We start from the raw sequence: 25276 nt of genomic DNA, 5'->3' as shown, positions 1-25276 counted from the left end.
TAGAGTTCGGAGCTAAAACGACGAAGACAGAGAAGAGCAAGCCCAAGATGAGCAATCCCAAGATGAGCGAAACCACGAGCAATCTCAGCACCGTCAACGCGCGCATTTCCCCGCGCGGTGGCCTGGACATCCTTTCCCGCGACGAGATCGCGCGCCTGCGAGATGCCTCCGCCGGCGGCATGCACGAACTGCTGCGCCGCTGCGCCCTGGCCGTGCTGACCACCGGCAGCGATTCCGACGATCCGCGCGCGGCCCAGTTGCGCTACCCCGATTTCGACATCCAGGTCCTGCAGCAGGACCGCGGCATCAAGATCGTTCTGCATGCGGCGCCGGCCTCGGCCTTTGTCGACGGCGACATCATCCGCGGCATCGCGGAAAACCTGTTCGCTGTCGTCCGCGACATCGCCTACAACGCCAACGAGATCAGCAGCAGCGGCAAGTTCGACCTCGGCACCGGCGCGGGTATCACCAGCGCGGTGTTCGAGATGCTGCGCAACGCGCGCGTCATGCGCTCGTACCAGGATCCCAACCTGGTCGTGTGCTGGGGCGGCCACTCGATCGGCCGCGACGAATACGACTACACCAAGAAGGTCGGCTACGAGCTTGGCCTGCGCGGCCTCGACATCTGCACCGGCTGCGGGCCGGGCGCGATGAAGGGGCCGATGAAAGGCGCCACCATCGCCCACGCCAAGCAGCGGCAGGGCAGGGCGCGCTACATCGGCATCACCGAGCCGGGCATCATCGCCGCGGAATCGCCCAACCCGATCGTCAACCACCTGGTGATCATGCCCGACATCGAGAAGCGCCTTGAGGCCTTCGTCCGTCTGGGCCACGGCATCATCGTTTTTCCTGGCGGCGTCGGCACGGCCGAGGAAATCCTCTACCTGCTCGGACTGCTGCTGCACCCCGACAATGCCGACCTGCCGTTCCCGCTCGTGCTGACCGGGCCCAAGCAGTCCGCGGCGTATTTCGAACAGATCGACCAGTTCCTGCGCCTGAGCCTGGGCGAGGCCGCGACCAGCCGCTACCGCATCATCGTTGACGATGCCGCCGAGGTCGCGCGGGCGATGCGTCAGGGCATCAAGCAGGTCCGCGAGGACCGCTTGTCCGGACAGGATGCGTTCTTCTTCAACTGGTCCCTGAAGCTGTCCGATGAATTCCAGCGTCCCTTCCTGCCGACCCATGCCGCGATGTCCGGTCTGAACCTGCGCCGCGACCAGCCGGTCCACCTGCTGGCTGCCGACCTGCGCCGGGCCTTTTCTGGGATCGTGGCCGGCAACGTCAAGGAGGAGGGCATGCGCGAGATCGAGCGCCACGGCCCCTTCGAAATCCACGGCGACCCCGAGATCATGAAGGCGCTGGACGCCCTCCTGCGGGCCTTCGTCGACCAGCGGCGCATGAAGATCGCCGGGGAATACCGACCCTGCTACCGGGTGCTTGCCTAGCCCGGTTGCCGGGCTTGGGCTACGCTCATCCGCGACGCCCTACCGACTGTCGGTTGGGCCGCGACAGCGCTGGGTCGCCTTGTTACTGTCCATCGCGTGCAAAAGGGGAAGGTATTTCCATGCGAGTCTCCACCCACCGGGCCCAAACGGGTTTCACCTTGCTGGAGCTGATGATCGCGATCGCCGTGGTCACGCTGCTGACCCTGATCGCGCTCCCCAGCTTCACCGACCTCATGAATCGCAACCGCCTGGCCTCGGGTGCGAACAGCCTCATGGCCGGCATTAATCTCGCGCGCATGGAGGCGATCAAGACCAACGCCGGCGCGTCGATCTGCGCCAGCACCGACGGCGCCACCTGCAACAACAACCCCGCGCTCTGGGGCGACGGCTGGATCATCTGGGCCGATGTCGACCAGAGCGGCACGGTCAACAATGCCGAAGTCATCCTGCGTACGCAGGAGCGCCTGGGCAACATCAACATCACCTCGCCGGTGTCGACGATCAGCCGTCTCACCTTCGATGGACGCGGTCTGCCGGTCGGTATGCCTGCGAACGCCACGATGCTGATGCAGCCCGCGACCTGCAAACCCGGCAGCAACAATCTTCGTAACATCAGCATCGGCGTGGTCGGCCTGGTGCGCGTCGCCGAGGCTCCCTGCCCATGAACACTGGCAACTCCCGTCCGGTCATGAAACATCGCTCGCGTTTCACGCGTCCCCGCGGCTTCAGCTTGCTCGAAGTCCTCATCGCCGTGGTGATCCTCAGCTTCGGCCTGCTCGGCATGGCCTTGCTGCAGTCGATCTCGCTGCGCTCGGGGCAGGGTGCCAACTACCGCACCCAGGCCACGATGCTGTCCTACCAGATCATGGACATGATGCGGGCCAACCGCGCCGAACTGCAGAACTACAACCTGATCCGCTACGGCAATTTCGCCGCGAACTGCCCGGCTGCGACCGGTGCTGCGCAGTGGCAGGTCGATCGCGCTTCCTGGATCTGTTCCGTGCAGACGGCCCTGCCCAATGGCCAGGGCAATGTGGAAATCCTGCCGCCGTCGGCGACGCCGGGCTGCACCGAGGGCTGCGTGCGCGTGCAACTGCGCTGGGCCGACAACCGCAATGACCAATCGGCGACCACGGCGGCGCAACAGCAGAACGCCGCGGCCGATTTCCAAGTCACCACCCGTCTCTGAGGCCCGGCATGAACAAGACTTTCAAGTTCAGGGCGAACGCCGGCTTCTCGCTGGTCGAACTCATGGTCGCCCTGGTGCTGACCTCCTTCCTGGTGCTCGGCCTGGTGCAGGTGTTCTCCGCCTCGCGCACGGCCTACCAGAGCTCGATGGGTGTATCGCGTACGCAGGAGGGCGGTCGCTTCGCGATGGATTTCCTGCAGCGCGATTTCCGTCTGGTCGGCCATAGCGGCTGCACGAACGACCGCGCACACTTCGTGAACGCGCAGGTCGTGGGCGACGCCGAGTTCTACAACCATCTCGCCGGCACCTCCGGCGGCGTCGTGCCCGACACGAATGCTGCTACCGCGCATCTGCGCTTCGACGTGCCGATGCAGGGCTTCGAAGCCACGGTTCCGGGCGCGACCACGCCGGGTTCGACCATCGTGCTGTCCGCGATGACGACGCCCGCGAGCGCGGTGCCGGGCGCCGGCAGCTGGTCGCCGACGATTCCGACCGGCATCTACGCCGGCATGACGACCAACGGCGTGCGTCCGCGCACGGGCAGCGACGTGGTCATCTTGCGTGTGTACAGCGGCGAAAGCGCGCCGGTGCTGACCGCGCCGACCGCCGGCCCGATCACCACCTCCGCCGCGCTCGCCGGCACCCCGGGCAACACGTTCGCGGTGGCCAACTGCGTCGCCAGTTCGGTGTTCCGTTCCAGCAACACGACCGGCACGAGCTTCACGCTCGCGGGCAATGCCACGGGCTTCACGACCAATGGTCAGGAGTTCTACGCCAACACCGGTTCCAATCTGTATCACGCCGACGTCTATGTTTATTTCGTCGGTTTCCGCAACGCGACCCCGACCACGCCGCCGTCCTTGTATCGCGCGCACTGGAACGGTGCCTGGACGAACGAAGAACTCGTCGAAGGCGTCGACATGATCCAGATGACCTACGGACAGGACGTCGCCCTGGTCAACGGCAGCGTCGATACCTACGCCGCGGCATCCGTCGTTTCCTCGGCGACGCCGGTGGACGCAGCGGTCTGGCGCGCGGTCGGCACGGTGCGCCTCGGCCTGCTGCTGCGCAGCCCGGATCGCGCCGGTTCGTACACCGACTCGACCGCCGGCGCCACGCGCAACATTCCGATTGCCGGTGGTGCCGCCTCGGGCGGTTACCTCGTCACGGTGTCCGCCAACGACGGTTTCCTGCGCGTGCCCTACGACAACGTCATCGCGTTCCGCAACCGCCTGATCGGCAATTGATTTCGCCAAACCCATCGACTCCCCGGATTTCGCCATGAACCCGTACCGATCCTTCCGAGCACCGAACCTGTCGCGCCAGCGCGGCGTGGCGCTGTTTTTCGCGCTGGTCCTGTTGCTGGTGCTGACCTTGCTGGGATTGGCGGCGATGCAGGTTGCCACCTTGCAGGACCGCATGGCCGGCAGCTACCGCACCAGCAACCTGGCGCTGCAGGCGGCCGAGAGCAATGCGCGCGAAGTCGAGATCCAGATCGCGCGCGGCGCAGTGCCCGCATTCTGCGCGACCGAAAGCGCCGTGTTCGCCGCCGCTGCCGACCCGTCAGTCACGCCCACCGTCTGCGTGAAGACGATCGACATCGCCGGCGGCACCAGCGGCGGCAGCATGGGCATCGAACCGCCTGGCTCCTCCGCTGCAGCCAGGGCTTACCTGATCACATCGCAAGGGCGCGACCGCGCCACCGCCGCCGAGTCGTCCTCGGTTGCCGTTGTAGAAACCGTGTTCCGCTTCTGAGGATCCCGTCATGACTTCCAGCAAGACCCGCGCGATCGTATTCGCTCTCATCGGGACCCTGCTCGCAGGGCAATCGGGAACGGCGTCCGCGACGCCGCTCGATATTTCCGAGTCGCCGCTGTTCCTCAACGGACGCATCAAGCCCGCCTTCATCATCGCGGTCGATGACTCGGGCTCCATGACCTTCGAGACCCTGTTCCCGGGCGCCGACGGCCAGGCCTTCTGGTTGAACGCCAACCGCGCGACCAACGGCTTCTTCTCGGCGGGTTCGACGCTGAACACCGCCGGCGACGTCAGCCAGTACCACCACGTGATCCCGACGCCGGGACACCGCATCGCCACGAACCGTCGCGCGATCCCGCCGTTGGACAATTACGGTTTCTCGCGTTCGCCCGAATACAATCCGGCCTACTTCAATCCGGCCGTGACCTATGGTCCCTGGAAGGATTCCACCGGCCTGGATTTCGCCAACGCCTCGGTGACTGCGACCCGCGTCGACCCGCGCGATGCCGTGCCGACGATCAATCTGTTCTCGGTCGTCACCGACCGCGCTGACGATGCCGACACGATTCCGGTCGCCGAAGAGATGTTCGTCTTCCAGAACGGCATGATCATGCCGAACGGCTCGAAGTACTATCTCGCCGGCACCGCTGCTTGCGGCGGCCTGGGTGCCACTGCGGCCCAGCGCAATACGTGGGTGACCCTGGCGGCCGCCACGACGGTGACCGCCTCGTGCGAAGTCGGCTTCCAGTACTACCCGGCGGTGTTCTATCTCAAGACGACGACGCCGGCGCCTGCGGGCTTTACCGTCGCCAACCGCGTCCTGGCGCCGAACGCCGGCGGTATCGGCGTGGACATGTACCGATATGAGATCAAGCCGGCGAACTATGCCGTCGCGGCCGACTACACCAACGCGCAGCAGAACTTCGCCAACTGGTTCTCGTACTACGGCGACCGCATGCGCTCGATCAATGCCGCGTTGACGCGTTCGCTCGCCGACGTGCAGTTCATGCGCATCGGCATGCTGACCATCAACGATCGCAATCCCGTGACGATGTGGGACATGGACAAGGTGAGCGCGGCCAGCCAGCGCGCGTCCCTGTACACCTTCATGAGCACGAACCTGCGTCCGAGCGGCAGCACGCCCAATCGCCAGGCGGTGGACTACATCGGCCAGCAGTTCCAGCGCACGGATGCTGCGGCACCGGTCAAGTTGGCCTGCCAGGTCAACGCCGGCATGCTCTTCACCGACGGTTACAGCAACCAGGACTCGCCGATCGCCACGAACAACGACGGCGGCATGGGCTCGCCGTTCGCGGACGGCAACTCGGGCACGATGGCTGACATCGCGACCAAGTACTACCTCAATACCGACGGCTCCATCGGCGCGGGCGGCACGTCGCCGCTCATTGCGGCCCCCACGAAGGCGGCGGGCCAGGTCGCGGTTTCGCCAAACTGCAATGTGGTGCCGCTGGACAAAAAGCTCGACTGCCAGACCAATCTGCACATGAACTTCTATGGCGTGACGCTGGGCGCCAAGGGTTACACCTACGGCGTCAATGCGGCGGCCACCGCCGATCCGTACACGACGGTTCCTGCCTGGCCGTCGATGCAGAACGACAACCCCAGCACGGTCGACGACATCTGGCACGCGACGGTGAATACCCGCGGCAAGTTCATCAACGCCAGCACACCGCAGGCCGTGAGCGATGCGATGGCGGCGGTGCTCAACTCGGTGCTCGATTCGGCGCAGGACGCGGGCACGCAGTCCCTGACCGGTGCGCGCATCGGCCTGGGTACGTCGTTCATCGTCGAACCCAGCTTCAAGGTCCGCGAGAATGGCGTCGACTGGTCGGGTGAACTGACTGCGACGGCCCTGAACGACAACGGCAGCGACGGCGCAGTGTTGTGGCAGGCGTCCGGACTCGTGCCGGCGGCCGGTTCGCGCAATATTCTCACCACGCGTACGCCGGGCATCAGCACGGTGATCGCCAACGCCACGTTCGTCGATACCAACCTCGGCGGCACGGAAACGGCGAAGCTGGCCACGCTCGGCATCAACCCGGCCGACATCGGCGCCGGTACGGCCGCGCTGTTCCCGACCGGCACGACCGCGGCCCAGATCGTCACGTATCTGCGCGGCGACACGACGATGGAGAAGCGCAACGGCGGCCCCTTCCGCAATCGCACGACGCGCATCGGCGACATCGTCAACTCCATTCCGGCGATTGCGTCGAAGTACGACAACTTCGGCTACCAGACCTTGTCGGGCGCGCCGGGCACGACCTACACGACCTACTTCAACACGACCAAGCCGGCGGCGATGCCGATTCCGGTGGTCTACGTCGGTGCCAATGACGGCATGCTGCATGCCTTCCGCGGCGATACCGGTGTCGAACTGTTCGGCTACATCCCGCAGGCCGTGATCGGCAAGATGGGTCAGTTGGCGAACAAGCGCTATGACCATACGTATTACGTCGACGGCCAGATCAACGTCGCCGACGTGTACAACGGCACCGCCTGGAAGACCTACCTGATCGGCACTGCCGGTGCGGGTGGTCGTTCGATCTACGGTCTTGACGTCAGCCGTGTCGGTGGCACCGCCTTCGCCGCGTCGGACATCAAATGGGAACTCAATTCCTCGATCGATTCCGACATCGGCCTGATCTATGCCAAGCCGGTCATCGTGCCGGTCCGCACGGCGGGCGCGCCGCGCTGGATCGCGCTGGTGCCGAACGGCTACAACAGCACGAGCGAGCAAGCGATCCTGCTGGCGATCGACGTGTTCACCGGTCAGATCATCAAGAAGATTCCGGTCGGTGCCGCGGGTGATAACGGCCTGGGCCAGATCGCCGTGGTCGACCTGGACAAGGACGGCAACGCCGACACCGTTTACGGTGGCGACCTGCAGGGCAACCTGTGGAAGTTCGACATTTCCAACATCAACGCGACCAGCTGGAGCGCGGCCTACGCCGGCGTGCCCGTGTTCACTGCGCGCGATGCGGCCAATGCCGTGCAGCCGATCACCGGCGGCCTCGAAGTCACCACCGGCCCGAACGGCAACCGCATGATCGTGTTCGGAACGGGCCGTTACCTGGTCGCCGCCGACGCCTCGCCGACGGCCACGCCGCAGATCCAGACCATCTACGCGGTCGTCGATACCGGTTCGGGCGGTGTGCGTGCGAACCTGCAGGCCCAGACGATCCTCACCCAGACCACTGTGACCGTGGGCACGCCGCCCGTGAGTTACCAGGTGCGTGCGACCAGCGGCAATCCCGTGGACTACGCGGTCAAACGCGGCTGGTACATGGATCTGAAGGTCAGCACCGACACCAACGGCAAGGGCGAAATGTTCATCGGTCGTCCGATCATCGATTCGGGCACGGTCTACATGGCCACGTTCGAGCCGGTTGGCGACGAGTGCAGCCCGGGCGGCAAGAACTGGTTCTACGGTTTGAGCACGCTGAGCGGCATCAGCCGCCTGGGTGATGTGAAGATCGGCCTGCCCAACGGCAGCTCGCCCTGCGCGAGCGGTGGTTGCGGTGCGATCGGTATCGGCGGCGGCGCCCCGGTGATCAATGCAACGATCGCCGTGCCCAAGCCGGTGTGCCAGCCGGGTACGCCGGGCTGCTCCACGCCCTTGCCCGAATACTGCCCGGATCCGCCCGCGGCGCAGCCGCCCGGCTGCATCGCGCCGGGATCCGATCCTCCGGCGCCTCCGGGCGGCGGCAATACCTGCCCGTTCGGCTTCTCGCCCATCACCATCAAGGTGCAGGGTCTGGACATGCAGAAGTGCCGTCCGACCGGTCGACAGTCTTGGCGTCAGCTGAGGTAATACGAAACCCGCCCGCGCCGACCCCGGCGCGGGCCCTGCTTAAGGACACCCGTGCATGAAGACCAACAAGCAATTCGGTTTCACCCTGATCGAACTGCTGATCGTCGTTGCGATCATCGCGATCCTCGCGGCGCTGGCGATCAACAGTTATCGCGACAGCGTGCGAAAGACGCGCCGGGCACGTGGCGTGGCCGACATGATCGCGCTGACCAACGACTTCGAGCGCTTCTACACCGCGAACAACACCTACGTCGGCTACTGGACCAATGCCACCCTGGTGCCGGCGTCGCGCAAGCAGTCGCCCAATGAAGCCACGGTGCCGTTCTATACGATTGCCGCGTCCAACATCACGCAGACGACCTACACGCTGACCGCGACCGCGCAAGTGGATCAGGTCAATGACATCTGCGATGGCCTGGCGATCACCCAGACCGGCCTGAAGTCGGTCACGGAAGGTACGGTCGGCGAATGCTGGGGCACCCGCTGATCGCGGATCGCTGAAAGGTTCGACCCGAAAGGCCTGCAGAGATGCAGGCCTTTCTGTTTCTGGCGGCGGCGAAAGGGCTGGACTGCCGCTATGCCCGTTGATTTTCCGGCAAAGAAAAAGGGCCTGCGATGCGATCGCAAGCCCTTGAATTCCATGGCGCCCGAAGTTGGACTCGAACCAACGACCCCCTGATTAACAGTCAAGTGCTCTAACCGGCTGAGCTATTCGGGCGGGGAGGCGCATTTTACCTTGACTGGCCGGATGGTCAAGGCGGACGAGCGCGAAATAGCCACTCCAGGCCTCGAAACCGCATCAAAACGGGCAGATCGTCGCGGTCTGGACCGGCTCGGTGCGGTTGCGGCCGGAGATGTTGACGATGATCCGGCGCAGGGTCTGGTGCTCACGATTGCATACCTGCAAGCTCAGATTGGTTCCTGCCGTGCGTCCGTCCGGCCGAAAACTCAGCACCGGCCGTCCGACGCTGCTGGCCACATGCAGGCCGTGCAGGTCGGTGGATTGCAACACGCTGATCAGCAATTCGTCGGCGTCGCGGTCGCCATCGCTGTCGCGATCGACGAAGGTGATCGTGCCCTGCGACCAGTCCGGCGAACCATGGCAGTGCTCGCTGTCCGACGACCCGCACAGACTGACGTAGCGGCTGCGCATGATCGCGTCGTAGCGCGCGCGGTTCATTTCCGCCTGCAGGCGATTGGTCGCGGACGCGACCCGGTCGTGGACCACCAGTTGCGCCAGGCCGGGCAGGGCCAGCAGGCTGAGCAAGGCGACGAGGGCGAGCGTGAAGACCAGTTCCACGAGGCTGTAACCACGGCGACGGCGCATCGACGGCTCCCTGCAGGTCAGGGAGCGAGCTTCGGTCCGCCCGGACCCCGCAGCCATCGGTCGATTCACGCCGGAAGGGTAGGAGTCCTCCGACGGAAAATCGCTCGGACTATACTGAGCGATTGCACGGATGAGCCGCCCATGTCCGACCGCTTCGAAATCGTTTCGCCCTTCGAGCCCGCCGGCGACCAGCCGGAGGCGATCCGCCAGCTGATCGCGGGCTTCGAATCGGGCCTCGCGCACCAGACCCTGCTCGGCGTCACCGGCTCGGGCAAGACGTTCACGATCGCGAACGTCGTGCAGGCGATCCAGAAACCCACCCTGGTGCTGGCGCCGAACAAGACGCTTGCCGCGCAGCTGTACGGCGAATTCAAGAGCTTCTTTCCGCACAACGCGGTCGAATATTTCGTCAGTTATTACGACTACTACCAGCCCGAAGCCTATGTTCCGGCCAGCGATACCTTCATCGAGAAGGACTCGTCGATCAACGAGCACATCGAGCAGATGCGCCTGTCGGCGACCAAGGCCCTGCTCGAGCGTCGCGACGCGCTGATCGTCGCCACCGTTTCGTCGATCTACGGCCTCGGCGATCCGAACGAATATTTCCGCATGGTCCTGCATCTCGTGCGCGGTGAGCGCATCGACCAGCGCGAGCTGATCCGCCGCCTGACCGAGATGCAGTACGCGCGCAACGACACCGAACTGCGTCGCGCGACCTATCGCGTGCGCGGCGAGGTCATCGACATCCATCCGGCCGAAAGCGAGGTCGAGGCCCTGCGCGTCGAGTTGTTCGACGGCGAGATCGAGAACATCGCCCTGTTCGATCCGCTGACCGGCGAGGTCTACCGCAAGTTGCCGCGCTTCACGCTGTACCCGAAGTCGCACTACGTCACCACGCGCCGCACGGTGCTCGACGCGATCGAGACGATCAAGCCGGAGATGAAGGAACGGCTCGAGTATTTCTATCGCGAGAACAAGCTGGTCGAAGCCCAGCGGCTGCAGCAGCGGACCCAGTTCGACATCGAGATGATGGCCGAGGTGGGTTTCTGCACCGGCATCGAGAACTACTCGCGCCATCTGACCGGACGCATGCCCGGGGAGCCGCCGCCCTGTCTGTACGACTATCTGCCGCCGGATGCCTTGCTGGTCGTCGACGAATCGCACGTGACCATTCCGCAGCTCGGCGCCATGTACAAGGGCGACCGGTCGCGCAAGGAAACGCTGGTGAATTTCGGCTTCCGCCTGCCGTCGGCCCTGGACAACCGCCCCCTGAAGTTCGAGGAATGGCAGCGGCGTTCGCCGCGCGCGATCTTCGTGTCGGCGACGCCGGGCAAGTACGAATTCGAGCACTCCGGCGATCATGTCGTCGAGCTGCTGGTGCGCCCCACCGGCCTGATCGATCCGGAAATCGAGATCCGCCCGGTCGCCACCCAGGTCGACGACCTGCTGTCGGAAATCAACCTGCGCACCAAGATGGGCGACCGCGTGCTGGTGACGACGCTGACCAAGCGCATGGCCGAAAACCTCACCGACTACCTGGCCGAGCACAACGTGCGCGTGCGCTACCTGCATTCTGACATCGAGACCGTGGAGCGTGTCGAAATCATCCGCGACTTGCGCCTGGGCGTCTTCGACGTACTGGTCGGCATCAATCTGTTGCGCGAGGGCCTGGACATGCCCGAGGTATCGCTCGTCGCGATTCTCGACGCTGACAAGGAAGGTTTCCTGCGTTCGGCCGGCTCGCTGATCCAGACGATCGGGCGCGCTGCGCGCAACCTGCGCGGCAAGGCGATCCTCTATGCCGACCGGGTCACCAACTCGATGAAGATCGCGATCGATGAAACCGATCGCCGCCGCGCCAAGCAGGTGCAGTACAACCTCGATCACGGCATCGTGCCGACCTCGGTGAAGCGCGAGATTCTCGACGTGATGGAGGGTGCGCGTTCGAGCGACAACGAATCGCCGCGCGGCCGCGACAAGGCACGCCGGGTCGCCGAGGGCGGCGGCGACTACCCCATCCTCGATCCGACCAAGCTCGCCGCGAAGCTCAAGCAGCTCGAATCGCAGATGTACCAGCATGCACGCGACCTGGAGTTCGAGCAGGCCGGCAAGATCCGCGACGAGATCCAGCGCCTGAAGGCCGCGTCGCTGCAGTCGCCGGTTTAGCGGCGGCGCCCCGGACTCTCGGCGTCGGGCGCTTGCCCCTGCCGGTGCCGGCCCGCAGAATCGGGTCGGGGAGGGGCCATGACCGACAGCGGGAAAACGGACATCGGGGCCTTGTTGCGCGAGGCCATGACGCATGCCGGTGAAGCTCGCGAACGCTGGCTGCGCGAGCTGGCGACGCGTTCGCCCGACGAAGCCGCGACGCTGCGGCATCTGCTCCATCACGACGCGCCGGCCGCGACCCAGGTGCTCGGCGACGGCGCGCTTCCACCGGGGGGCACGCTCGGTCCGAGCGAAGGCGGGCGCATCGGCCCCTATCGCCTCCTGCGACGTCTGGGCCAGGGCGGCATGGGCGAGGTGTGGCTCGCCGAGCGCGCCGACGAAGCATTCTCAAAGCAAGTCGCGATCAAATTCATCGGCACCTTTCTCGGCAATCGCGAAGCGATCGCGTGGTTCCGTCGCGAACGCCAGGCGCTGGCGCGTCTAGAGCACCCGCATATCGCACGTCTGCTCGATGGCGGCGAGACGCCGGATGGTCGGCCGTTCCTCGTCATGGAATATGTCGACGGCGTGCCGCTCGATCTGTATGCCGACGGCCTGCCGGTCGAGCGCATATTGGAATTGTTCCTGCAGGTTTGTGCGGCTGTCGAACATGCGCATCGCGCGCTGATCGTGCATCGCGACATCAAGCCGGCGAATGTATTGGTGGCCGGGGAGGGCGAGACGAAACTGCTCGACTTCGGCATCGCCAAGGAAATGGAGACCGGCGATCAAGGCGACGACGGCCGCACGAAGACGCAGGCTTTCACTCTGCATTACGCCAGTCCGGAGCAGATGGACGGACGTCCGATCACGGTCGCCAGCGATATCTACTCGCTCGGTGCTTTGTTGTATCGGCTCCTGAGCGGCCAGTTACCGCATGCGCAAAGCACCAGCGCCCTCGCGCAGCTGCAGGCGATCGAAAAAACCGGCCCGGAACGCCCGAGCCGCGCGGCGCTGGCATCGACACGCCTGGCGGAGTCCGAACGCAAGCGATTGTCGCGGCGCCTGCACGGCGATCTCGACGACATCGTGCTCAAGTGCCTGCGTCGGGAACCGAACCTGCGATACGGTTCGGCGCGCGAGCTGGCCGAAGATCTTCGTCGTTATCAGGCGCACGAGCCGGTGCTCGCGCGTCGCGGCAGCGTGGGCTATCGGACGGCGCGCTGGCTACGCCGGCATTGGCTGGCGGTAGGCGCAGCGGCGGCGGTGATGCTGGCGCTGGGCGGCGGCCTGCTCTCGACCCACTGGCAGGCGCAGGAGGCAGAAAAACAGCGGGCGCTGGCGCAGCGGCGATTCGATTTGTCGCGCGGATTGGTCAAGGATGTGCTGTTCGATTTTCAGGACCGCCTGGCCAACGTGCCCGGAACCATCGACGCGCGCCGGCAACTGGTCGATCGCACCAAGACTTACCTGCAGCAGCTGGCGAGCGATGCCCAGGACGATCCCGACCTGCTCGCCGATCTGGCGATCGTCGAACGGCGCCTCGGTGACATTTCTGGCAACCCCCTCCAGCCCAACATCGGCGATACGGTGTCGGCGCGTCTGCATTTCCAGCGCGCGGAAGACCTCATCCGGCGCGCGCTCGCCCTGCGACCCAAGGATGATCGCCTGCAGTTGGAGCTGGCGCGCGCCTTGGCCGCACGCGGCGCCTTCGCTTTCTGGGACAACGATCTTCCGGCGTCCGAAAAGGCCTATCGCGCCGCGCTGCCGATACTCGACCGTGCACGCGCGCACCAACGTACCGCGGCGATTCAACGCGAATACGCCACGGCAGTCATCGGATTGGGCGACGTGCAGTTCTGGAACAGCGAGCTGGAGAAATCCCTCGCCACCTACGATTGCGTCTGTCCGGACATCGTCGCGGCCGCCCGCTCCGACGACAGCATGCGCGACACGGCGGCGATCTGTCACACGCGCCGCGCCGATGCCCTGGCCTGGCTGGAGCGATACGACGAAGCCGAGCGCGAGATCGCGGAGGCATTGACGATCTGGGCGGCGCAAAGCGCGGCGCATCCCGACGATGTCTATCTCGCGCATGCGTATCAGGTGTCGTTGATGAAACAGGGCGAAATCCTGCTGTGGTCGCACAAGGACCAGGCCGCGCTCGCTGCCTATGCACGCGGCCTGGCGATCGCCGAGCGCGTGACGCAAGCCGATCCCAACGACCTGCGCGCTGCGCGCGATCTCGCCCTGATGCACAACAAGCGCGGCGATGCCTTGCTGTCGCTCGAGCGACGCAACGAAGCGATCGCCGACTACCGGGCGGGCCTCGAAGGATATCGCCGCCTGCGCGACGGCGATCCCACGCAGACCGAGCATCAGCGCGATTTCGCCGCGACCAACAAGCGTCTCGGCGTGGCTCTGCTGGAGAACGGCCAGGGCGACAGCGCCGTGCCCTATCTGGACGCCGCCATCGACACGGCGCGCCAGCGCTGGCAGGCCTCGCCGGGCACGGTGTCGGCGCGCCGCGATCTCGCCGTCGCGCTGGAGGACCGCGTGCTTGCGCCAGCGACGTCGGGCCAGCGCTGCGCCTGGATCGCGGAAAGCCTCGGACTCTGGCAGCAGATCGAAAAAGCGGGAAAACTCGCACCGACCGACCGACCGCAACTTTCCCAGGCCCGGGAACGGGATCAGGCGTGCCGGCGCGAAAGCCCGCTGCCCTCGGGCCCGGCGGCGGCCACGCCAGCCAGTCCGTGACGCGTGTCCCCGGATCGGCCGACAATTTGCCTGAAGCGCCCCCGCTGCATTAGAATGCGCGCCTTATTCGGGCGATTAGCTCAGCGGTAGAGCACTACCTTGACATGGTAGGGGTCACAGGTTCGAACCCTGTATCGCCCACCACGCCTTCCCGGCGTGACCCCCGAATTCCGCGGCCCGGCTCTGCCGGGCCGTTTTCGTTTTTGACATCGGGCGGCCCGGGGCACTAAATTCCGTCTACACAGCCCATCCAGGTGACGTCGGGAAACCGCCGTCGAGCGTGCGACATGAGCACTACCAGCCGCCACCGATAGGTCCGCCAGGTTCTCGTCGCGCACGAAGGACGCCTGGCGTCCTTTTTTATTTTTCCGCCTGCCGATCGTAGGAGCCAGCTTGCTGGCGACCACGTCGGTCGGTCGCCAGCAAGCTGGCTCCTACACGAAGACATCGAAGATTCCCGCCATGATCAACATCACTCTCCCCGACGGCAGCCAGCGCCTGTTCGAACAGCCCGTATCCGTCGCCGAAGTCGCCGCGTCCATCGGCGCCGGTCTGGCCAAGGCCGCTCTCGCGGGCAAGGTCGACGGCAAGCTGGTCGACACCAGTTTCCGCATCGATCACGACGCCTCGCTGGAGATCGTCACCGAGAAGCATCCCGATGCGCTCGACGTGCTGCGCCACTCGACGGCCCATCTGCTGGCCCAGGCCGTGCAGCGCCTGTTTCCGGGCGCGCAGGTGACCATCGGCCCGGTCATCGACAACGGCTTCTACTACGACTTCGCCTACGAGCGTCCGTTCACCCCGGACGACCTTCCGAAGATCGAAGAAGAGATGCTCAAGATCGTCAAGGAAGCGCTGCCGGTCACGCGTTCGGTGAAATCGCGCGACGACGCCGTCGCGTTCTTCAAGAACATGGGCGAGAACTTCAAGGCCGAGATCATCGAGTCCATTCCGGCGACCGAGGATCTGTCGTTGTACGCCCAGGGCGACTTCATCGACCTGTGCCGCGGCCCGCATGTGCCCGCGACCGACAAGCTGCGCGCGTTCAAGCTCATGAAGGTGGCCGGCGCCTATTGGCGCGGCGATTCCAACAACCAGATGCTCAGCCGCATCTACGGCACGGCCTGGTTGAACGACAAGGACCTCAAGGCGTATCTGCTGCAGCTCGAAGAAGCCGAGAAGCGCGATCACCGCAAGATCGGCAAGGCCCTCGACCTGTTCCACCAGCAGGAAGAAGCGCCGGGCATGGTGTTCTGGCATCCGAAAGGCTGGGCGCTGTGGCAGGTCGTCGAGCAGTACATGCGCAAGGTCTACCTGCAGTCGGGCTATCAGGAAGTGCGCTGCCCGCAGATTCTCGATGTCTCGCTATGGAAGAAGTCCGGCCACTGGGACAACTACGCCGAGAACATGTTCTTCACCGAATCGGAAAAGCGCACCTACGCGATCAAGCCGATGAACTGCCCGGGCCACGTGCAGGTGTACAACCACGGCCTGCACAGCTATCGCGATCTGCCGATCCGTTACGGCGAGTTCGGTTCCTGCCACCGCAACGAACCGTCGGGTGCGCTGCACGGCATCATGCGCGTGCGTTCGTTTACTCAGGACGACGGCCACATCTTCTGCACGCCCGAGCAGATCGAATCGGAAGTCACCGCCTTCCATCGCCAGGCGATGGCGGTCTACACGCAGTTCGGCTTCTCGGACATCTCGCTCAAGATCGCCCTGCGGCCGGAAAAGCGGCTCGGCACGGACGAGACCTGGGACAAGGCCGAAGGCGCGTTGCGCGCGGCGCTCGCCGCCTGCGGCGTCGAATGGCAGGAGCTGCCGGGCGAGGGCGCGTTCTACGGTCCGAAGATCGAGTACCACATGCGCGATTCGATCGGCCGCGGCTGGCAGGTCGGCACGATGCAGGTCGATTTCATGATGCCCGAGCGCCTGGGCGCCGAGTACGTGGACGAGCATTCGGCCCGCCAGCACCCGGTCATGCTGCACCGGGCCATCGTCGGCTCGATGGAGCGTTTCCTGGGCATCCTCATCGAAAACCATGCCGGCGCCCTGCCGTCGTGGCTGGCGCCGGTGCAGGCGGTAGTCCTCAACATTACCGACGCCCAGGGCGACTATGTCGCCGGGGTCCAGAAAACCCTTGCAAATCAAGGCTTCCGGGTCGCCAGCGATTTGCGGAACGAGAAAATCGGCTATAAAATCCGCGAGCACACGCTGCAGAAAGTCCCCTACCTGCTGGTGGTCGGCGACCGCGAGAAGGAACTGGGCCTGGTGGCCGTGCGCACCCGCAGCGGCGAAGATTTGGGCACAATGAGCGTCGAGGCGTTCGCCGAGAAGCTGCGGAACGAATCAACCCCGGCCGCCTGAGGCGTCCGGAAACCGATCAACGAACGAGGATTCACGCATCAATACGCCAGCCACAGAAAAAGGTAATCGCAAGAACAATGAGATCCGCGTCCCGCGCGTGCGCGTGATCGGTGCGGACGGCGAAATGGTTGGCGTGCTGTCGCGCGACGAAGCGCTGGCGCTGGCGGAAGAGTCGGGTCTCGACCTGGTCGAAATCCAGCCGACGGCGGATCCGCCGGTCTGCCGCATCATGGATTACGGCAAGTTCAAGTTCGAACTGCAGAAGAAGGCCAACGCGGCCAAGAAGAAGCAGAAGATCGTCGAGATCAAGGAACTCAAGTTCCGTCCGACCACCGACGATGGCGATTACAACATCAAGCTGCGCAACCTGCGTCGGTTCCTCGAAGAGGGCGACAAGGTCAAGGTCAACATCCGCTTCAAGGGTCGCGAAATGGCGCACCAGGAGTTGGGCATGGAAATGGCCCGTCGCATCGAGACGGACCTGGCCGACGAAGTGGTCATCGAGCAGCGCCCCCGCCTCGAGGGCCGCCAGATGATCATGATGATCGCCCCCAAGAGAAAGTAATCCGGCCGCAGGCCGGACACCTGCCGTTCCCCTCTCCCCCCGGGAGAGGGCAAAGGGTGAGGGCAAAACGCGCCGCCAGGCGCGTTTCTCTTTTCCAGGCCAGGTCGCCGACCCTCATCCGCCTTTCGGGCACCTTCTCCCGGTGGGAGAAGGGCGGGAATAGCCGACTCCCTCTCCCCTCGGGGAGAGGGCCGGGGTGAGGGCAGCTCCTACTACGATGGACCTTGCCTAAGCCCCTGACTTTCCTGCATAATCTCCGGTTCTTGGCTTCGGCCAAGGCCCCGGCGCGGAATCCGGGCCCGGTTCATCGGGCGAAACCGCTTTGGACCTGTTTTAGATTCTTTTCGAATCAAGAACTTACAAGCCGACACGGGCAGGACGGAAAGACCGGGCTCCATGGGTCTTCGCGACGAACTCGCGATGACGCATGACAGCCAGGCGCCCAGGTCAGTCAAATAAAACCGAAAGGACACCCACATGGCCAAGATCAAGATCAAGACCAATCGTGCGGCAGCCAAGCGCTTCCGGAAGACCGCTTCCGGCAAGTACAAGGCAGGCCACGCAAACCGTAGCCACATCCTCACCAAGAAATCGACCAAGCGTAAGCGCAACCTCCGCCAGACGAACCACGTCCGCGCCGAGGATTCCGGCCGTCTTGATCGCCAGCTGCCCTATCTCTGAGGAGGACTGAACCATGGCACGAGTCAAACGTGGTGTAACGGCACGCCGCCGGCACAAGAAAATCATCAAGCTTGCGAAGGGCTACTACAACGCCCGCCGCAAGGTCTTCCGCGTCGCCAAGCAGGCCGTCACCAAGGCTGCGCAGTACGCGTATATCGGTCGCAAGCAGCGCAAGCGCCAGTTCCGCAGCCTGTGGATCGTGCGTATCAACGCCGCGGCCCGCATGTACGGCCTGAGCTACAGCCGTTTCATGAACGGTCTGCTGAAGGCGAACATCCAGCTCGACCGCAAGGCGCTCGCTGACCTCGCCATCCACGATCTGCCCGCGTTTGGCAAGATCGCCGAGCAGGCCAAGCGCGCTCTCGCGGCGTAAGGCACATCGATTCGGCGCTGTGCATCGCGCCTGAAACGAAGAAATGGGGAAGGGCGAGAGTCCTTCCCCATTTTGTTTTTGGGGTTTCTTCCTGTCGGTCATGGCGACCTCGGTCGCGATGACGAAGCCACGGATAGCGCGAGTAACGCATGAGCGATATCGAACAACTCACCCATTCCGCCCTGGCGCAGATCCAGGTCGCCGCCAGCCTTGAGGCACTCGATGCCCTGCGCGTGGCCCTGCTCGGCAAGTCCGGCAGCATCACCGGCCAGCTCAAGCAGCTCGGCGCCTTGCCGCCGGACCAGCGCAAGACGGTGGGCGAACACATCAACCGCGCCAAAGACACCGTCGCGGACGCACTCGCCGCGCGCAAGCTCGTGCTCGAGGACGCCGCGTTCGCCGAACGCCTGGCGACCGAGAGCATCGACGTGACCCTGCCGGGCCGCGGCAATGGCATCGGTAATCTGCATCCGGTCTCGCGCACGCTCGAGCGCATCACCGACATCTTCGCGCGCCTCGGCTACCAGCTGTCCGACGGTCCCGAGATCGAGGACGACTGGCACAACTTCGAAGCTCTGAATTTCCCGCCGCACCACCCGGCGCGCGCGATGCACGACACCTTCTATTTCCCCGACGGCCGCCTGCTGCGCACGCACACCTCGGGTGTGCAGGTGCGTTTCATGACCGACGCGGTCGCCAACAAGAGCGGACCGCCGCTCCGCATGATCGCCGCCGGCAAGGTCTATCGCTCCGATTCGGACCAGACGCACACGCCGATGTTCCACCAGGTCGAAGGCCTGCTCATCGACGAGACCTCGAGTTTCGCCGACCTCAAGGGCACGCTGTCGGAATTCGTGCGTGCGTTCTTCGAGCGCGATTTCGAGATGCGTTTCCGTCCGAGCTACTTCCCGTTCACCGAGCCCTCGGCGGAAGTCGACATCGCCTGGCAGCAGCCCGACGGCAGTACGCGCTGGCTGGAAGTGCTCGGCTGCGGCATGGTGCATCCGAACGTGCTGCGCGCCGTTGGCATCGATCCCGAACGCTACAGCGGATTCGCGTTCGGCCTGGGCGTGGAGCGTTTCGCGATGCTGCGTTACGGCGTCAACGACCTGCGCAGTTTCTTCGAGAACGACGCCCGCTTCCTGAAGCAGTTCGCCTGAAACGACTCGCCTGACGAACACCAAGCAATTCCGGAAAACACATCATGAAATTCCCCGAAAGCTGGCTCCGCGAACACGTCACCGTCGGCGCATCGCGCGACGAACTCGCCGCGCGCCTGACCGCGATCGGCCTGGAAGTGGAGGGCGTCGAGGACATCGGTGCCACGCTCGAGGGCGTCGTCGTCGCCGAAATCCTGTCGGCGGAGAAACATCCCGAAGCCGATCGTCTGCAGGTTTGCCAGGTCGCGATCGGTACCGGCGAAACGGTGCAAATCGTTTGCGGCGCGCCGAATGCGCGCGCGGGCCTGAAGGCGCCGCTCGCCACGGTCGGCGCGAATCTGCCCGGCGGATTGGCGATCAAGGCCGCGAAACTGCGCGGCGTCGAGAGTTTCGGCATGTTGTGCTCGGCCAAGGAACTGGCGATCGATCCCGATGCCTCCGGCCTGCTCGAGCTGCCCGCCGATGCGCCGGTCGGCTCGCCGCTGGCGGGCTACCTCGGTCTGCCCGATGCGAGTTTCGAACTCAAGCTCACGCCCAATCGCGCCGACTGCTTCAGCGTGCGCGGCGTGGCCTTCGATGTCGCCGCCGCGCTCGGCACCCAGGTCAATGCGATGCAGATTCCCGAGGCCGCGGTCACCACGCAGGCCGCCATTTCCGTGCAGCTGCAAGCCGGCGCCGACTGCCCGCGCTTCTGCGGCCGCATCGTCGAAGGCCTGGATGCTAACGCGCGCACCCCGCTGTGGATGAGCGAGCGGCTCAAGCGCGCCGGCCTGCGTCCGATCAGTCCGCTGGTGGACATCACCAACTACGTGATGCTCGAACTCGGCCAGCCGCTGCATGCGTTCGACGCCGACACGCTCACCGGCCCGCTGATCGTGCGCCACGCGCGCGCTGGCGAAACCCTGACCTTGCTCGACGAGCGCGAAGTCACGCTCGATCCCGGCTTCCTGCTCGTCACCGATGCCGACCGTGCGGTCGCGCTCGGCGGCGTGATGGGCGGTTGGGCGACGCGGGTCACCGAGTCCACCACGCGGGTGTTCTTCGAGGCCGCGCATTGGGTGCCCAGCGCGATCATCGGTCGCGCGCGCAAGCTCGGTATGCATACCGATGCCGGTCATCGCTTCGAGCGTGGCGTCGATCCGCAGCTGCCGCGCTTCGCGGTGGAGCGTGCGACCGCGCTAGCGCTGCAGATCCTGGGCGGCTCGGCCGGCCCGATCACCGAAACCGTGCTGGCCGAACATCTCGCGACGCCGGCGGCGGTGTCGCTGCGGCGCGACCGCCTCCAGCGCGTGCTCGGCATCGCCGTGCCCGATGCCGAGGTCGAACGCATCCTGCGTGCGCTGGGCATGCAGGTCGCCACCGTCGCCGACGGTTGGCAGGTCGTGCCGCCGACGCGCCGCTTCGACATCGCGATCGAGGAAGACCTCATCGAGGAAATCGCGCGCATCCATGGCTACGACGCGATTCCCGTGCGTACGCCCACCGGCCAGATCCGTCTCGCGGCACCGAGCGAGACCCGGGTTGCCGAGGGCGAGCTGCGCCGCCAGCTCGCCGCCAACGACTATCTCGACACGATCAACTACGCCTTCATCGACGCGCAGACGCTCAACACCTGGCAGCTCGCGGACGGAGCCGTCGCCCTGGCCAATCCGCTGACCTCCGAGCTGGGCGTCATGCGCACCTCCCTGTTGCCCGGCCTGGTTGAGGCCCTGCGCCGAAATCGGGCGCGTCAGCAGGGGCGCATCCGCCTGTTCGAGCTGGGCCGTGTCTTCCATCTGGCGGCCGGGCAAGCCCCGCGCGAAACCCGGCGCATTGCCGCGGTCGCCACCGGCCGGGCCGATGCCGAGCGCTGGTCGGCGCAGGCGCGCGAGGTCGACTTTCACGATCTCAAGGCCGATGTCGAACGCCTGCTCGCCCTGAGCGGCGGGCCGGCGGAATTCCATCCGGCGATCGAGCCCTACGGCCACCCCGGCCGCAGCGCGGCGATCTGGCGGAATGGCCACCGGGTGGGCTGGATCGGCCATATCCACCCGCGCCTGGCCAAGGCCCTGGACCTGGAAGGCGAGGTTGTCGGCTTCGAGCTCGACCTGGACGCCGTCAGCGATCGCGCGGTTCCCCGGGCTGGCGAGGTTTCCCGCTTCCCGTTCGTCCGCCGGGACCTCGCGCTCGTCGTCCCGGAGTCGACGCCCTGGGCCGCCCTGGAGACGAGTCTGAAAACCGTCCTCGGCGGCCGTTTGCGCGAGGTCGTGCTGTTCGATCAATACCGTGGTCCAGGTCTCGAAACCGGTACAAAGAGCCTCGCTATGGGCTTGATATTGCAGGACGTTTCCCGCACTCTGACCGACCTAGACGCCGACCAGGCGGTCTCCGACGCCCTCGCGGCGCTGGCTTCCGACTGCGGCGCCACGATACGGGTTTGACGCTGTCGGCAACGGCAGTCAGCAGGGGATGACATGGCACTGACCAAGGCCGAAATGGCTGAGCGCTTGTTCGAGGAAGTGGGACTGAACAAGCGAGAGGCCAAGGAATTCGTGGACGCGTTTTTCGATGCGCTGCGCGAGTCGCTGGAGCGGGGGCAGGGCATCAAGCTGTCCGGCTTCGGCAATTTCGATTTGCGTCAGAAGAACCAGCGGCCCGGCCGCAATCCGAAGACCGGCGAGGAAATCCCGATTTCGGCGCGCACCGTCGTCACCTTCCGTCCGGGACAGAAGCTGAAGGAGCGCGTGGAGGCTTATGCTGGATCCGGGCAGTAACCGCGAACTCCCGCCCATCCCGGCGAAGCGCTACTTCACCATCGGTGAAGTCAGCGAGCTGTGCGACGTCAAGCCGCATGTGCTGCGTTATTGGGAAACCGAATTCGAGAGCCTCAGCCCGGTCAAGCGCCGCGGCAATCGCCGCTATTACCAGCGCCACGATGTGCTGATGATCCGCCAGATCCGCGGCCTGCTGTACGAGCAGGGCTACACCATCAGCGGCGCCCGCCAGCGTCTGGAGGGTGAAACCGGCCGCGTCGAGACCAGCATGTCGGCGCAGATCGTCAAGCAGGTGCGCATGGAGCTCGAGGAAGTCCTCGCGCTGCTCAAGCGCTGACGTCTCCGGGAGCGGCGCGCGCCGCTCCTTCCGCAGCAAATCACGTATAATCGCCAGCCTGTCGGGGCGTAGCGCAGCCTGGTAGCGCATCTGCCTGGGGGGCAGAGGGTCGTGGGTTCAAATCCCGCCGTCCCGACCAAGTATCAAAGCACGCAACATCAAGAACCCGCCTTTCGGCGGGTTTTTTCTTTTCGCATCATGAAGCGCGATCAGCTATCGAACAACGCCGCATCCAACGCCATCAACGGCGCCGTGCCGCTGCGCATCGCGGCGGCATGGGAGTGGATGCGGGGCAGGATGCGCGCGAAGTAGAAACGGGCGGTTTCGCGCTTCATCGTCTTGAAGTCTTCCGGGTAGTCGCCCGCGTTTGCGGTCGCGACGGCGCGTGCCCACCAGTAGGCCAGCGAGACGTAGCCCGAATAGAACAGGTAGTCGACCGAGGCCGCACCGACTTCGTCGGCATTCGACATCGCTTTCTTGCCGACTTCCATCGTCAGCTCGCCCCACTGGCGCGTGACTTCGGCCAGCGGCAGGATGAATTCGGTGAGCTCGGGTTTGGTCGCGTTCGCTTCGCAGAACGCCTGGATCATCGCCAGGAAGCGGCGCATGCCGGCACCCTGCAGCTGCATGATCTTGCGGCCGAGCAGGTCGAGCGCCTGGATCTGCGTCGTGCCTTCGTAGATCGTGGTGATGCGGGCGTCGCGCGCGAATTGCTCCATGCCGGTTTCGGCGATGTAGCCGTGGCCGCCGAAGACCTGCAGCGCGTGGTACGTGCACTCGTTCGCCCATTCGGTGAGCAAGGCCTTGGTGATCGGCGTGAGGAAGCCCAGCAGTTCGTCGGCGGCCTTGCGTTCTTCGTCATCGCCGCTGCGCTCGAGCACGTCGACCAGGGTCGTCGCATGCAGGGCGAGCATGCGGCTGCCCTCGGCGAGCGATTTGCAGGTCAGCAGCATGCGGCGGATGTCGGGATGCACGATCAGCGGATCGGCCGGCTTGTCCGGGAATTTCGCGCCCGACAGCGACCGCATCTGCAGACGGTCGCGCGCGTACTGCAGCGCGCCCTGATACGAACGGTCGATGAGGCCCAGGCCCTGCAGGCCGACGGCGAGGCGCGCGGTGTTCATCATGGTGAACATCGCATTGAGGCCCTTGTTCGGCTGGCCGATCAGATAGCCTTCGGCGCCGTCGAAATTCATCACGCAGGTCACCGACCCGTGGATGCCCATCTTGTGTTCGATCGAACCGCAGCGCACGGCATTGCGATCCCCGACCACGCCTTCGCGCGAGACCTTGATCTTGGGCACGATGAACAGCGAAATGCCTTTCACGCCTGCCGGCGCGTCGGGCAGGCGCGCAAGCACGAGATGGATGATGTTGTCGGTGAAATCGTGCTCGCCGCCGGTGATGAAGATCTTCGTGCCGGTGATCGCGTAACTGCCGTCGGCCTTCAGCTCGGCGCGCGTCTTGAGCAAGCCCAGATCCGAGCCGCAATGCGATTCGGTCAGGCACATCGTGCCGGTCCAGCGGCCGGCGATGATCGGCTTGAGGAAGACTTCCTTCTGCCAGTCTTCGCCGTGATGCTTGAGCGCTTCCGTCGCACCATGCGAGAGCAACGGATAGTTGCCCCAGGAAAGATTGGCCGCGTCGATCATTTCCTTCGCCGCCGCACCGAAGCTCTCCGGCAAGGCCTGGCCGCCCATCGCCTCGGGCGCGGTCAGGCCGGTCCAGCCGCCTTCGACGAACTGCTGGTAGGCCTCCTTGAAGCCGGGCGGCGTGGTCACGGCGCCGGTGTTCTTGTCGAGCACGCAGCCATGGTCATCGCCGATGGCATTGAGCGGCGCGAGCACCGATTGCGTGAACTTCGCGGCTTCTTCCAGCACGGCATCCATGAGCTCGCGGTCGGCGCTGGCGATGCCCAGGTGCTTGTAGAGTTTTTCGGCTTCGATCACGTCGAACAGCGCGAACTTGATGTCGCGCACGGGGGCGGTATAGGCGGTCATGTCGGTCTTTCCTGTCGAATTCGGGAACGAAGGCGCGGCGCTGGACTCAGCGCAGCACGCCATTGAGGCCGGGAGCGGGGTTGAGCACGCTCTCGTAACTGAAACTGTCTTCGCGGCGCGGATCATGCGTGGCGATCTTGCCGCTCAGGGTGTAACGCACGGCCTGGCGCGACGCGAGCGCCGAGGCGACCGTCGCCTTCGCCGCCAGCGGCGGGGCGATCGTGGTGGTGAAGACATCCGCCGACTCCGGACCAATGTTCAGCGCCGGACTGAACACGATCGCGCCCGCGTCCTGACCGGCAATGTTCAGGCGCGCCGTCACCGTGTCGAAATTGGTCGGGATGTTGCTGAAATTCTGCAGACGGATCGTGATCCGCCACTGTCCGTTTGCTTGCGCGGCCAGCTCCTGGATGCTCGCGCGCGGCGGATTGATCTGCTTGCGCACGCCCCCGAAACAACCGGCGAGCAGGGTGACCAGAACCAGGGCGAAACACAGGCGGGAGACGAGGCGCATGCGGGAAAATCCATACGGTGATGAATGTGGTGAGCATAACAGGCCGCCGTTTTCCTTGGCGCGCGCCGGC

Annotated in this window: 20 protein-coding genes and 3 tRNA genes; 19 read left to right on the top strand and 4 right to left on the bottom strand. The window is 65.2% G+C overall.

Annotated elements, in window-relative coordinates:
* Nucleotides 1-62 precede the first annotated feature (62 nt).
* The 7 genes from ppnN to G467_RS0107565 all read left to right on the top strand — a co-directional run bounded on the left by ppnN (nucleotide 63) and on the right by G467_RS0107565 (nucleotide 8711).
* Nucleotides 63-1445, top strand: a complete 1383-nt coding sequence (gene ppnN, locus G467_RS0107595) for a nucleotide 5'-monophosphate nucleosidase PpnN (RefSeq protein WP_026802470.1) — start codon at nucleotides 63-65, stop codon at nucleotides 1443-1445.
* Nucleotides 1446-1564: 119 nt separating this feature from the next.
* The gene (locus G467_RS15910; protein WP_022969135.1) at nucleotides 1565-2110 is read left to right on the top strand and encodes a GspH/FimT family pseudopilin; all 546 of its coding nucleotides are present in this window, start codon (nucleotides 1565-1567) and stop codon (nucleotides 2108-2110) included.
* Nucleotides 2107-2634, top strand: coding sequence for a type IV pilus modification protein PilV (pilV, locus tag G467_RS17435; RefSeq protein WP_022969134.1), 528 nt, complete (start codon nucleotides 2107-2109; stop codon nucleotides 2632-2634). Before G467_RS15910 ends, pilV begins: the two co-directional genes overlap by 4 nt.
* 8 nt (nucleotides 2635-2642) lie before the next feature.
* Complete coding sequence (locus tag G467_RS0107580) at nucleotides 2643-3881, top strand: PilW family protein (protein ID WP_022969133.1); 1239 nt, start codon at nucleotides 2643-2645, stop codon at nucleotides 3879-3881.
* Nucleotides 3882-3915: 34 nt separating this feature from the next.
* Entirely contained in the window at nucleotides 3916-4389 is a 474-nt protein-coding gene (locus tag G467_RS17430; protein ID WP_022969132.1) for a pilus assembly PilX family protein, read from the top strand.
* A 10-nt stretch (nucleotides 4390-4399) separates the two neighbouring features.
* Nucleotides 4400-8224 (top strand): pilus assembly protein, encoded by a 3825-nt coding sequence (locus G467_RS15895; RefSeq protein ID WP_022969131.1) that lies wholly within the window; start codon nucleotides 4400-4402, stop codon nucleotides 8222-8224.
* Nucleotides 8225-8279: 55 nt separating this feature from the next.
* Nucleotides 8280-8711 (top strand): type IV pilin protein, encoded by a 432-nt coding sequence (locus tag G467_RS0107565; RefSeq protein ID WP_022969130.1) that lies wholly within the window; start codon nucleotides 8280-8282, stop codon nucleotides 8709-8711.
* Nucleotides 8712-8865: 154 nt separating this feature from the next.
* Here G467_RS0107565 and G467_RS0107560 read toward each other — a convergent pair.
* Nucleotides 8866-8942 (bottom strand) — tRNA-Asn (locus G467_RS0107560).
* 81 nt (nucleotides 8943-9023) lie between these two features.
* The gene (locus G467_RS0107555) at nucleotides 9024-9551 is read right to left on the bottom strand and encodes a GspH/FimT family pseudopilin (protein ID WP_022969129.1); all 528 of its coding nucleotides are present in this window, start codon (nucleotides 9549-9551) and stop codon (nucleotides 9024-9026) included.
* Nucleotides 9552-9692: 141 nt separating this feature from the next.
* Between G467_RS0107555 and uvrB the strand changes: the two genes are divergently transcribed.
* From uvrB to G467_RS0107495, 12 genes are all read left to right on the top strand, one after another.
* Nucleotides 9693-11717, top strand: coding sequence for an excinuclease ABC subunit UvrB (uvrB, locus tag G467_RS0107550; RefSeq protein WP_022969128.1), 2025 nt, complete (start codon nucleotides 9693-9695; stop codon nucleotides 11715-11717).
* 78 nt (nucleotides 11718-11795) lie between these two features.
* The gene (locus G467_RS17425; protein WP_022969127.1) at nucleotides 11796-14453 is read left to right on the top strand and encodes a serine/threonine-protein kinase; all 2658 of its coding nucleotides are present in this window, start codon (nucleotides 11796-11798) and stop codon (nucleotides 14451-14453) included.
* Nucleotides 14454-14522: 69 nt separating this feature from the next.
* Nucleotides 14523-14597: transfer RNA gene (locus tag G467_RS0107540), tRNA-Val, on the top strand.
* 318 nt (nucleotides 14598-14915) lie between these two features.
* Nucleotides 14916-16823 carry a threonine--tRNA ligase gene (thrS, locus tag G467_RS0107535; protein ID WP_022969126.1) on the top strand — a complete coding sequence of 636 codons (1908 nt, stop codon included), beginning with the start codon at nucleotides 14916-14918 and terminating at the stop codon, nucleotides 16821-16823.
* Nucleotides 16824-16860: 37 nt separating this feature from the next.
* Nucleotides 16861-17388 (top strand): translation initiation factor IF-3, encoded by a 528-nt coding sequence (infC, locus tag G467_RS0107530; RefSeq protein WP_081644604.1) that lies wholly within the window; start codon nucleotides 16861-16863, stop codon nucleotides 17386-17388.
* A 477-nt stretch (nucleotides 17389-17865) separates the two neighbouring features.
* The gene (gene rpmI, locus G467_RS0107525; RefSeq protein WP_022969124.1) at nucleotides 17866-18069 is read left to right on the top strand and encodes a 50S ribosomal protein L35; all 204 of its coding nucleotides are present in this window, start codon (nucleotides 17866-17868) and stop codon (nucleotides 18067-18069) included.
* Between the two features lie 13 nt (nucleotides 18070-18082).
* Nucleotides 18083-18442, top strand: a complete 360-nt coding sequence (rplT, locus tag G467_RS0107520; protein ID WP_022969123.1) for a 50S ribosomal protein L20 — start codon at nucleotides 18083-18085, stop codon at nucleotides 18440-18442.
* Between the two features lie 149 nt (nucleotides 18443-18591).
* On the top strand, nucleotides 18592-19602 hold the full coding sequence (gene pheS / locus G467_RS0107515) for a phenylalanine--tRNA ligase subunit alpha (protein ID WP_022969122.1): 1011 nt from the start codon (nucleotides 18592-18594) through the stop codon (nucleotides 19600-19602).
* A gap of 44 nt (nucleotides 19603-19646) precedes the next feature.
* Nucleotides 19647-22022: a phenylalanine--tRNA ligase subunit beta gene (gene pheT, locus G467_RS0107510; protein ID WP_022969121.1), complete on the top strand. Its 2376-nt coding sequence runs from the start codon at nucleotides 19647-19649 to the stop codon at nucleotides 22020-22022.
* Nucleotides 22023-22055: 33 nt separating this feature from the next.
* Nucleotides 22056-22355, top strand: coding sequence for an integration host factor subunit alpha (locus G467_RS0107505; RefSeq protein ID WP_022969120.1), 300 nt, complete (start codon nucleotides 22056-22058; stop codon nucleotides 22353-22355).
* Entirely contained in the window at nucleotides 22336-22692 is a 357-nt protein-coding gene (locus G467_RS0107500) for a MerR family transcriptional regulator (RefSeq protein WP_022969119.1), read from the top strand. Before G467_RS0107505 ends, G467_RS0107500 begins: the two co-directional genes overlap by 20 nt.
* Nucleotides 22693-22754: 62 nt before the next feature.
* Nucleotides 22755-22831: transfer RNA gene (locus G467_RS0107495), tRNA-Pro, on the top strand.
* A 70-nt stretch (nucleotides 22832-22901) separates the two neighbouring features.
* Here G467_RS0107495 and G467_RS0107490 read toward each other — a convergent pair.
* Both G467_RS0107490 and G467_RS0107485 read right to left on the bottom strand, forming a co-directional pair.
* Nucleotides 22902-24692: an acyl-CoA dehydrogenase C-terminal domain-containing protein gene (locus G467_RS0107490; protein ID WP_022969118.1), complete on the bottom strand. Its 1791-nt coding sequence runs from the start codon at nucleotides 24690-24692 to the stop codon at nucleotides 22902-22904.
* A 46-nt stretch (nucleotides 24693-24738) separates the two neighbouring features.
* Complete coding sequence (locus tag G467_RS0107485; RefSeq protein ID WP_022969117.1) at nucleotides 24739-25206, bottom strand: LEA type 2 family protein; 468 nt, start codon at nucleotides 25204-25206, stop codon at nucleotides 24739-24741.
* Between the last annotated feature and the right edge of the window lie 70 nt (nucleotides 25207-25276).

This window comes from Arenimonas oryziterrae DSM 21050 = YC6267, assembly GCF_000420545.1.
In the GTDB taxonomy this organism is placed as follows: domain Bacteria; phylum Pseudomonadota; class Gammaproteobacteria; order Xanthomonadales; family Xanthomonadaceae; genus Arenimonas; species Arenimonas oryziterrae.
Note: the sequence above shows the minus strand (reverse complement) of the source record. Positions and strands in the feature narration are given on the sequence as shown.

Excerpts from the sequence above, each read along its gene's own strand:
- G467_RS0107565 (WP_022969130.1), top strand. The coding sequence starts at position 8,280 with ATGAAGACCAACAAGCAATTCGGTTTCACCCTGATCGAACTGCTGATC.
- G467_RS15910 (WP_022969135.1), top strand. The coding sequence starts at position 1,565 with ATGCGAGTCTCCACCCACCGGGCCCAAACGGGTTTCACCTTGCTGGAG.
- uvrB (WP_022969128.1), top strand. The coding sequence starts at position 9,693 with ATGTCCGACCGCTTCGAAATCGTTTCGCCCTTCGAGCCCGCCGGCGAC.
- rplT (WP_022969123.1), top strand. The coding sequence starts at position 18,083 with ATGGCACGAGTCAAACGTGGTGTAACGGCACGCCGCCGGCACAAGAAA.
- pheT (WP_022969121.1), top strand. The coding sequence starts at position 19,647 with ATGAAATTCCCCGAAAGCTGGCTCCGCGAACACGTCACCGTCGGCGCA.
- thrS (WP_022969126.1), top strand. The coding sequence starts at position 14,916 with ATGATCAACATCACTCTCCCCGACGGCAGCCAGCGCCTGTTCGAACAG.
- G467_RS17425 (WP_022969127.1), top strand. The coding sequence starts at position 11,796 with ATGACCGACAGCGGGAAAACGGACATCGGGGCCTTGTTGCGCGAGGCC.
- pilV (WP_022969134.1), top strand. The coding sequence starts at position 2,107 with ATGAACACTGGCAACTCCCGTCCGGTCATGAAACATCGCTCGCGTTTC.
- G467_RS0107490 (WP_022969118.1), bottom strand. The coding sequence starts at position 24,692 with ATGACCGCCTATACCGCCCCCGTGCGCGACATCAAGTTCGCGCTGTTC.
- G467_RS0107500 (WP_022969119.1), top strand. The coding sequence starts at position 22,336 with ATGCTGGATCCGGGCAGTAACCGCGAACTCCCGCCCATCCCGGCGAAG.
- G467_RS0107555 (WP_022969129.1), bottom strand. The coding sequence starts at position 9,551 with ATGCGCCGTCGCCGTGGTTACAGCCTCGTGGAACTGGTCTTCACGCTC.
- G467_RS0107505 (WP_022969120.1), top strand. The coding sequence starts at position 22,056 with ATGGCACTGACCAAGGCCGAAATGGCTGAGCGCTTGTTCGAGGAAGTG.
- G467_RS17430 (WP_022969132.1), top strand. The coding sequence starts at position 3,916 with ATGAACCCGTACCGATCCTTCCGAGCACCGAACCTGTCGCGCCAGCGC.
- G467_RS0107485 (WP_022969117.1), bottom strand. The coding sequence starts at position 25,206 with ATGCGCCTCGTCTCCCGCCTGTGTTTCGCCCTGGTTCTGGTCACCCTG.
- G467_RS15895 (WP_022969131.1), top strand. The coding sequence starts at position 4,400 with ATGACTTCCAGCAAGACCCGCGCGATCGTATTCGCTCTCATCGGGACC.
- rpmI (WP_022969124.1), top strand. The coding sequence starts at position 17,866 with ATGGCCAAGATCAAGATCAAGACCAATCGTGCGGCAGCCAAGCGCTTC.
- G467_RS0107580 (WP_022969133.1), top strand. The coding sequence starts at position 2,643 with ATGAACAAGACTTTCAAGTTCAGGGCGAACGCCGGCTTCTCGCTGGTC.
- pheS (WP_022969122.1), top strand. The coding sequence starts at position 18,592 with ATGAGCGATATCGAACAACTCACCCATTCCGCCCTGGCGCAGATCCAG.
- ppnN (WP_026802470.1), top strand. The coding sequence starts at position 63 with ATGAGCGAAACCACGAGCAATCTCAGCACCGTCAACGCGCGCATTTCC.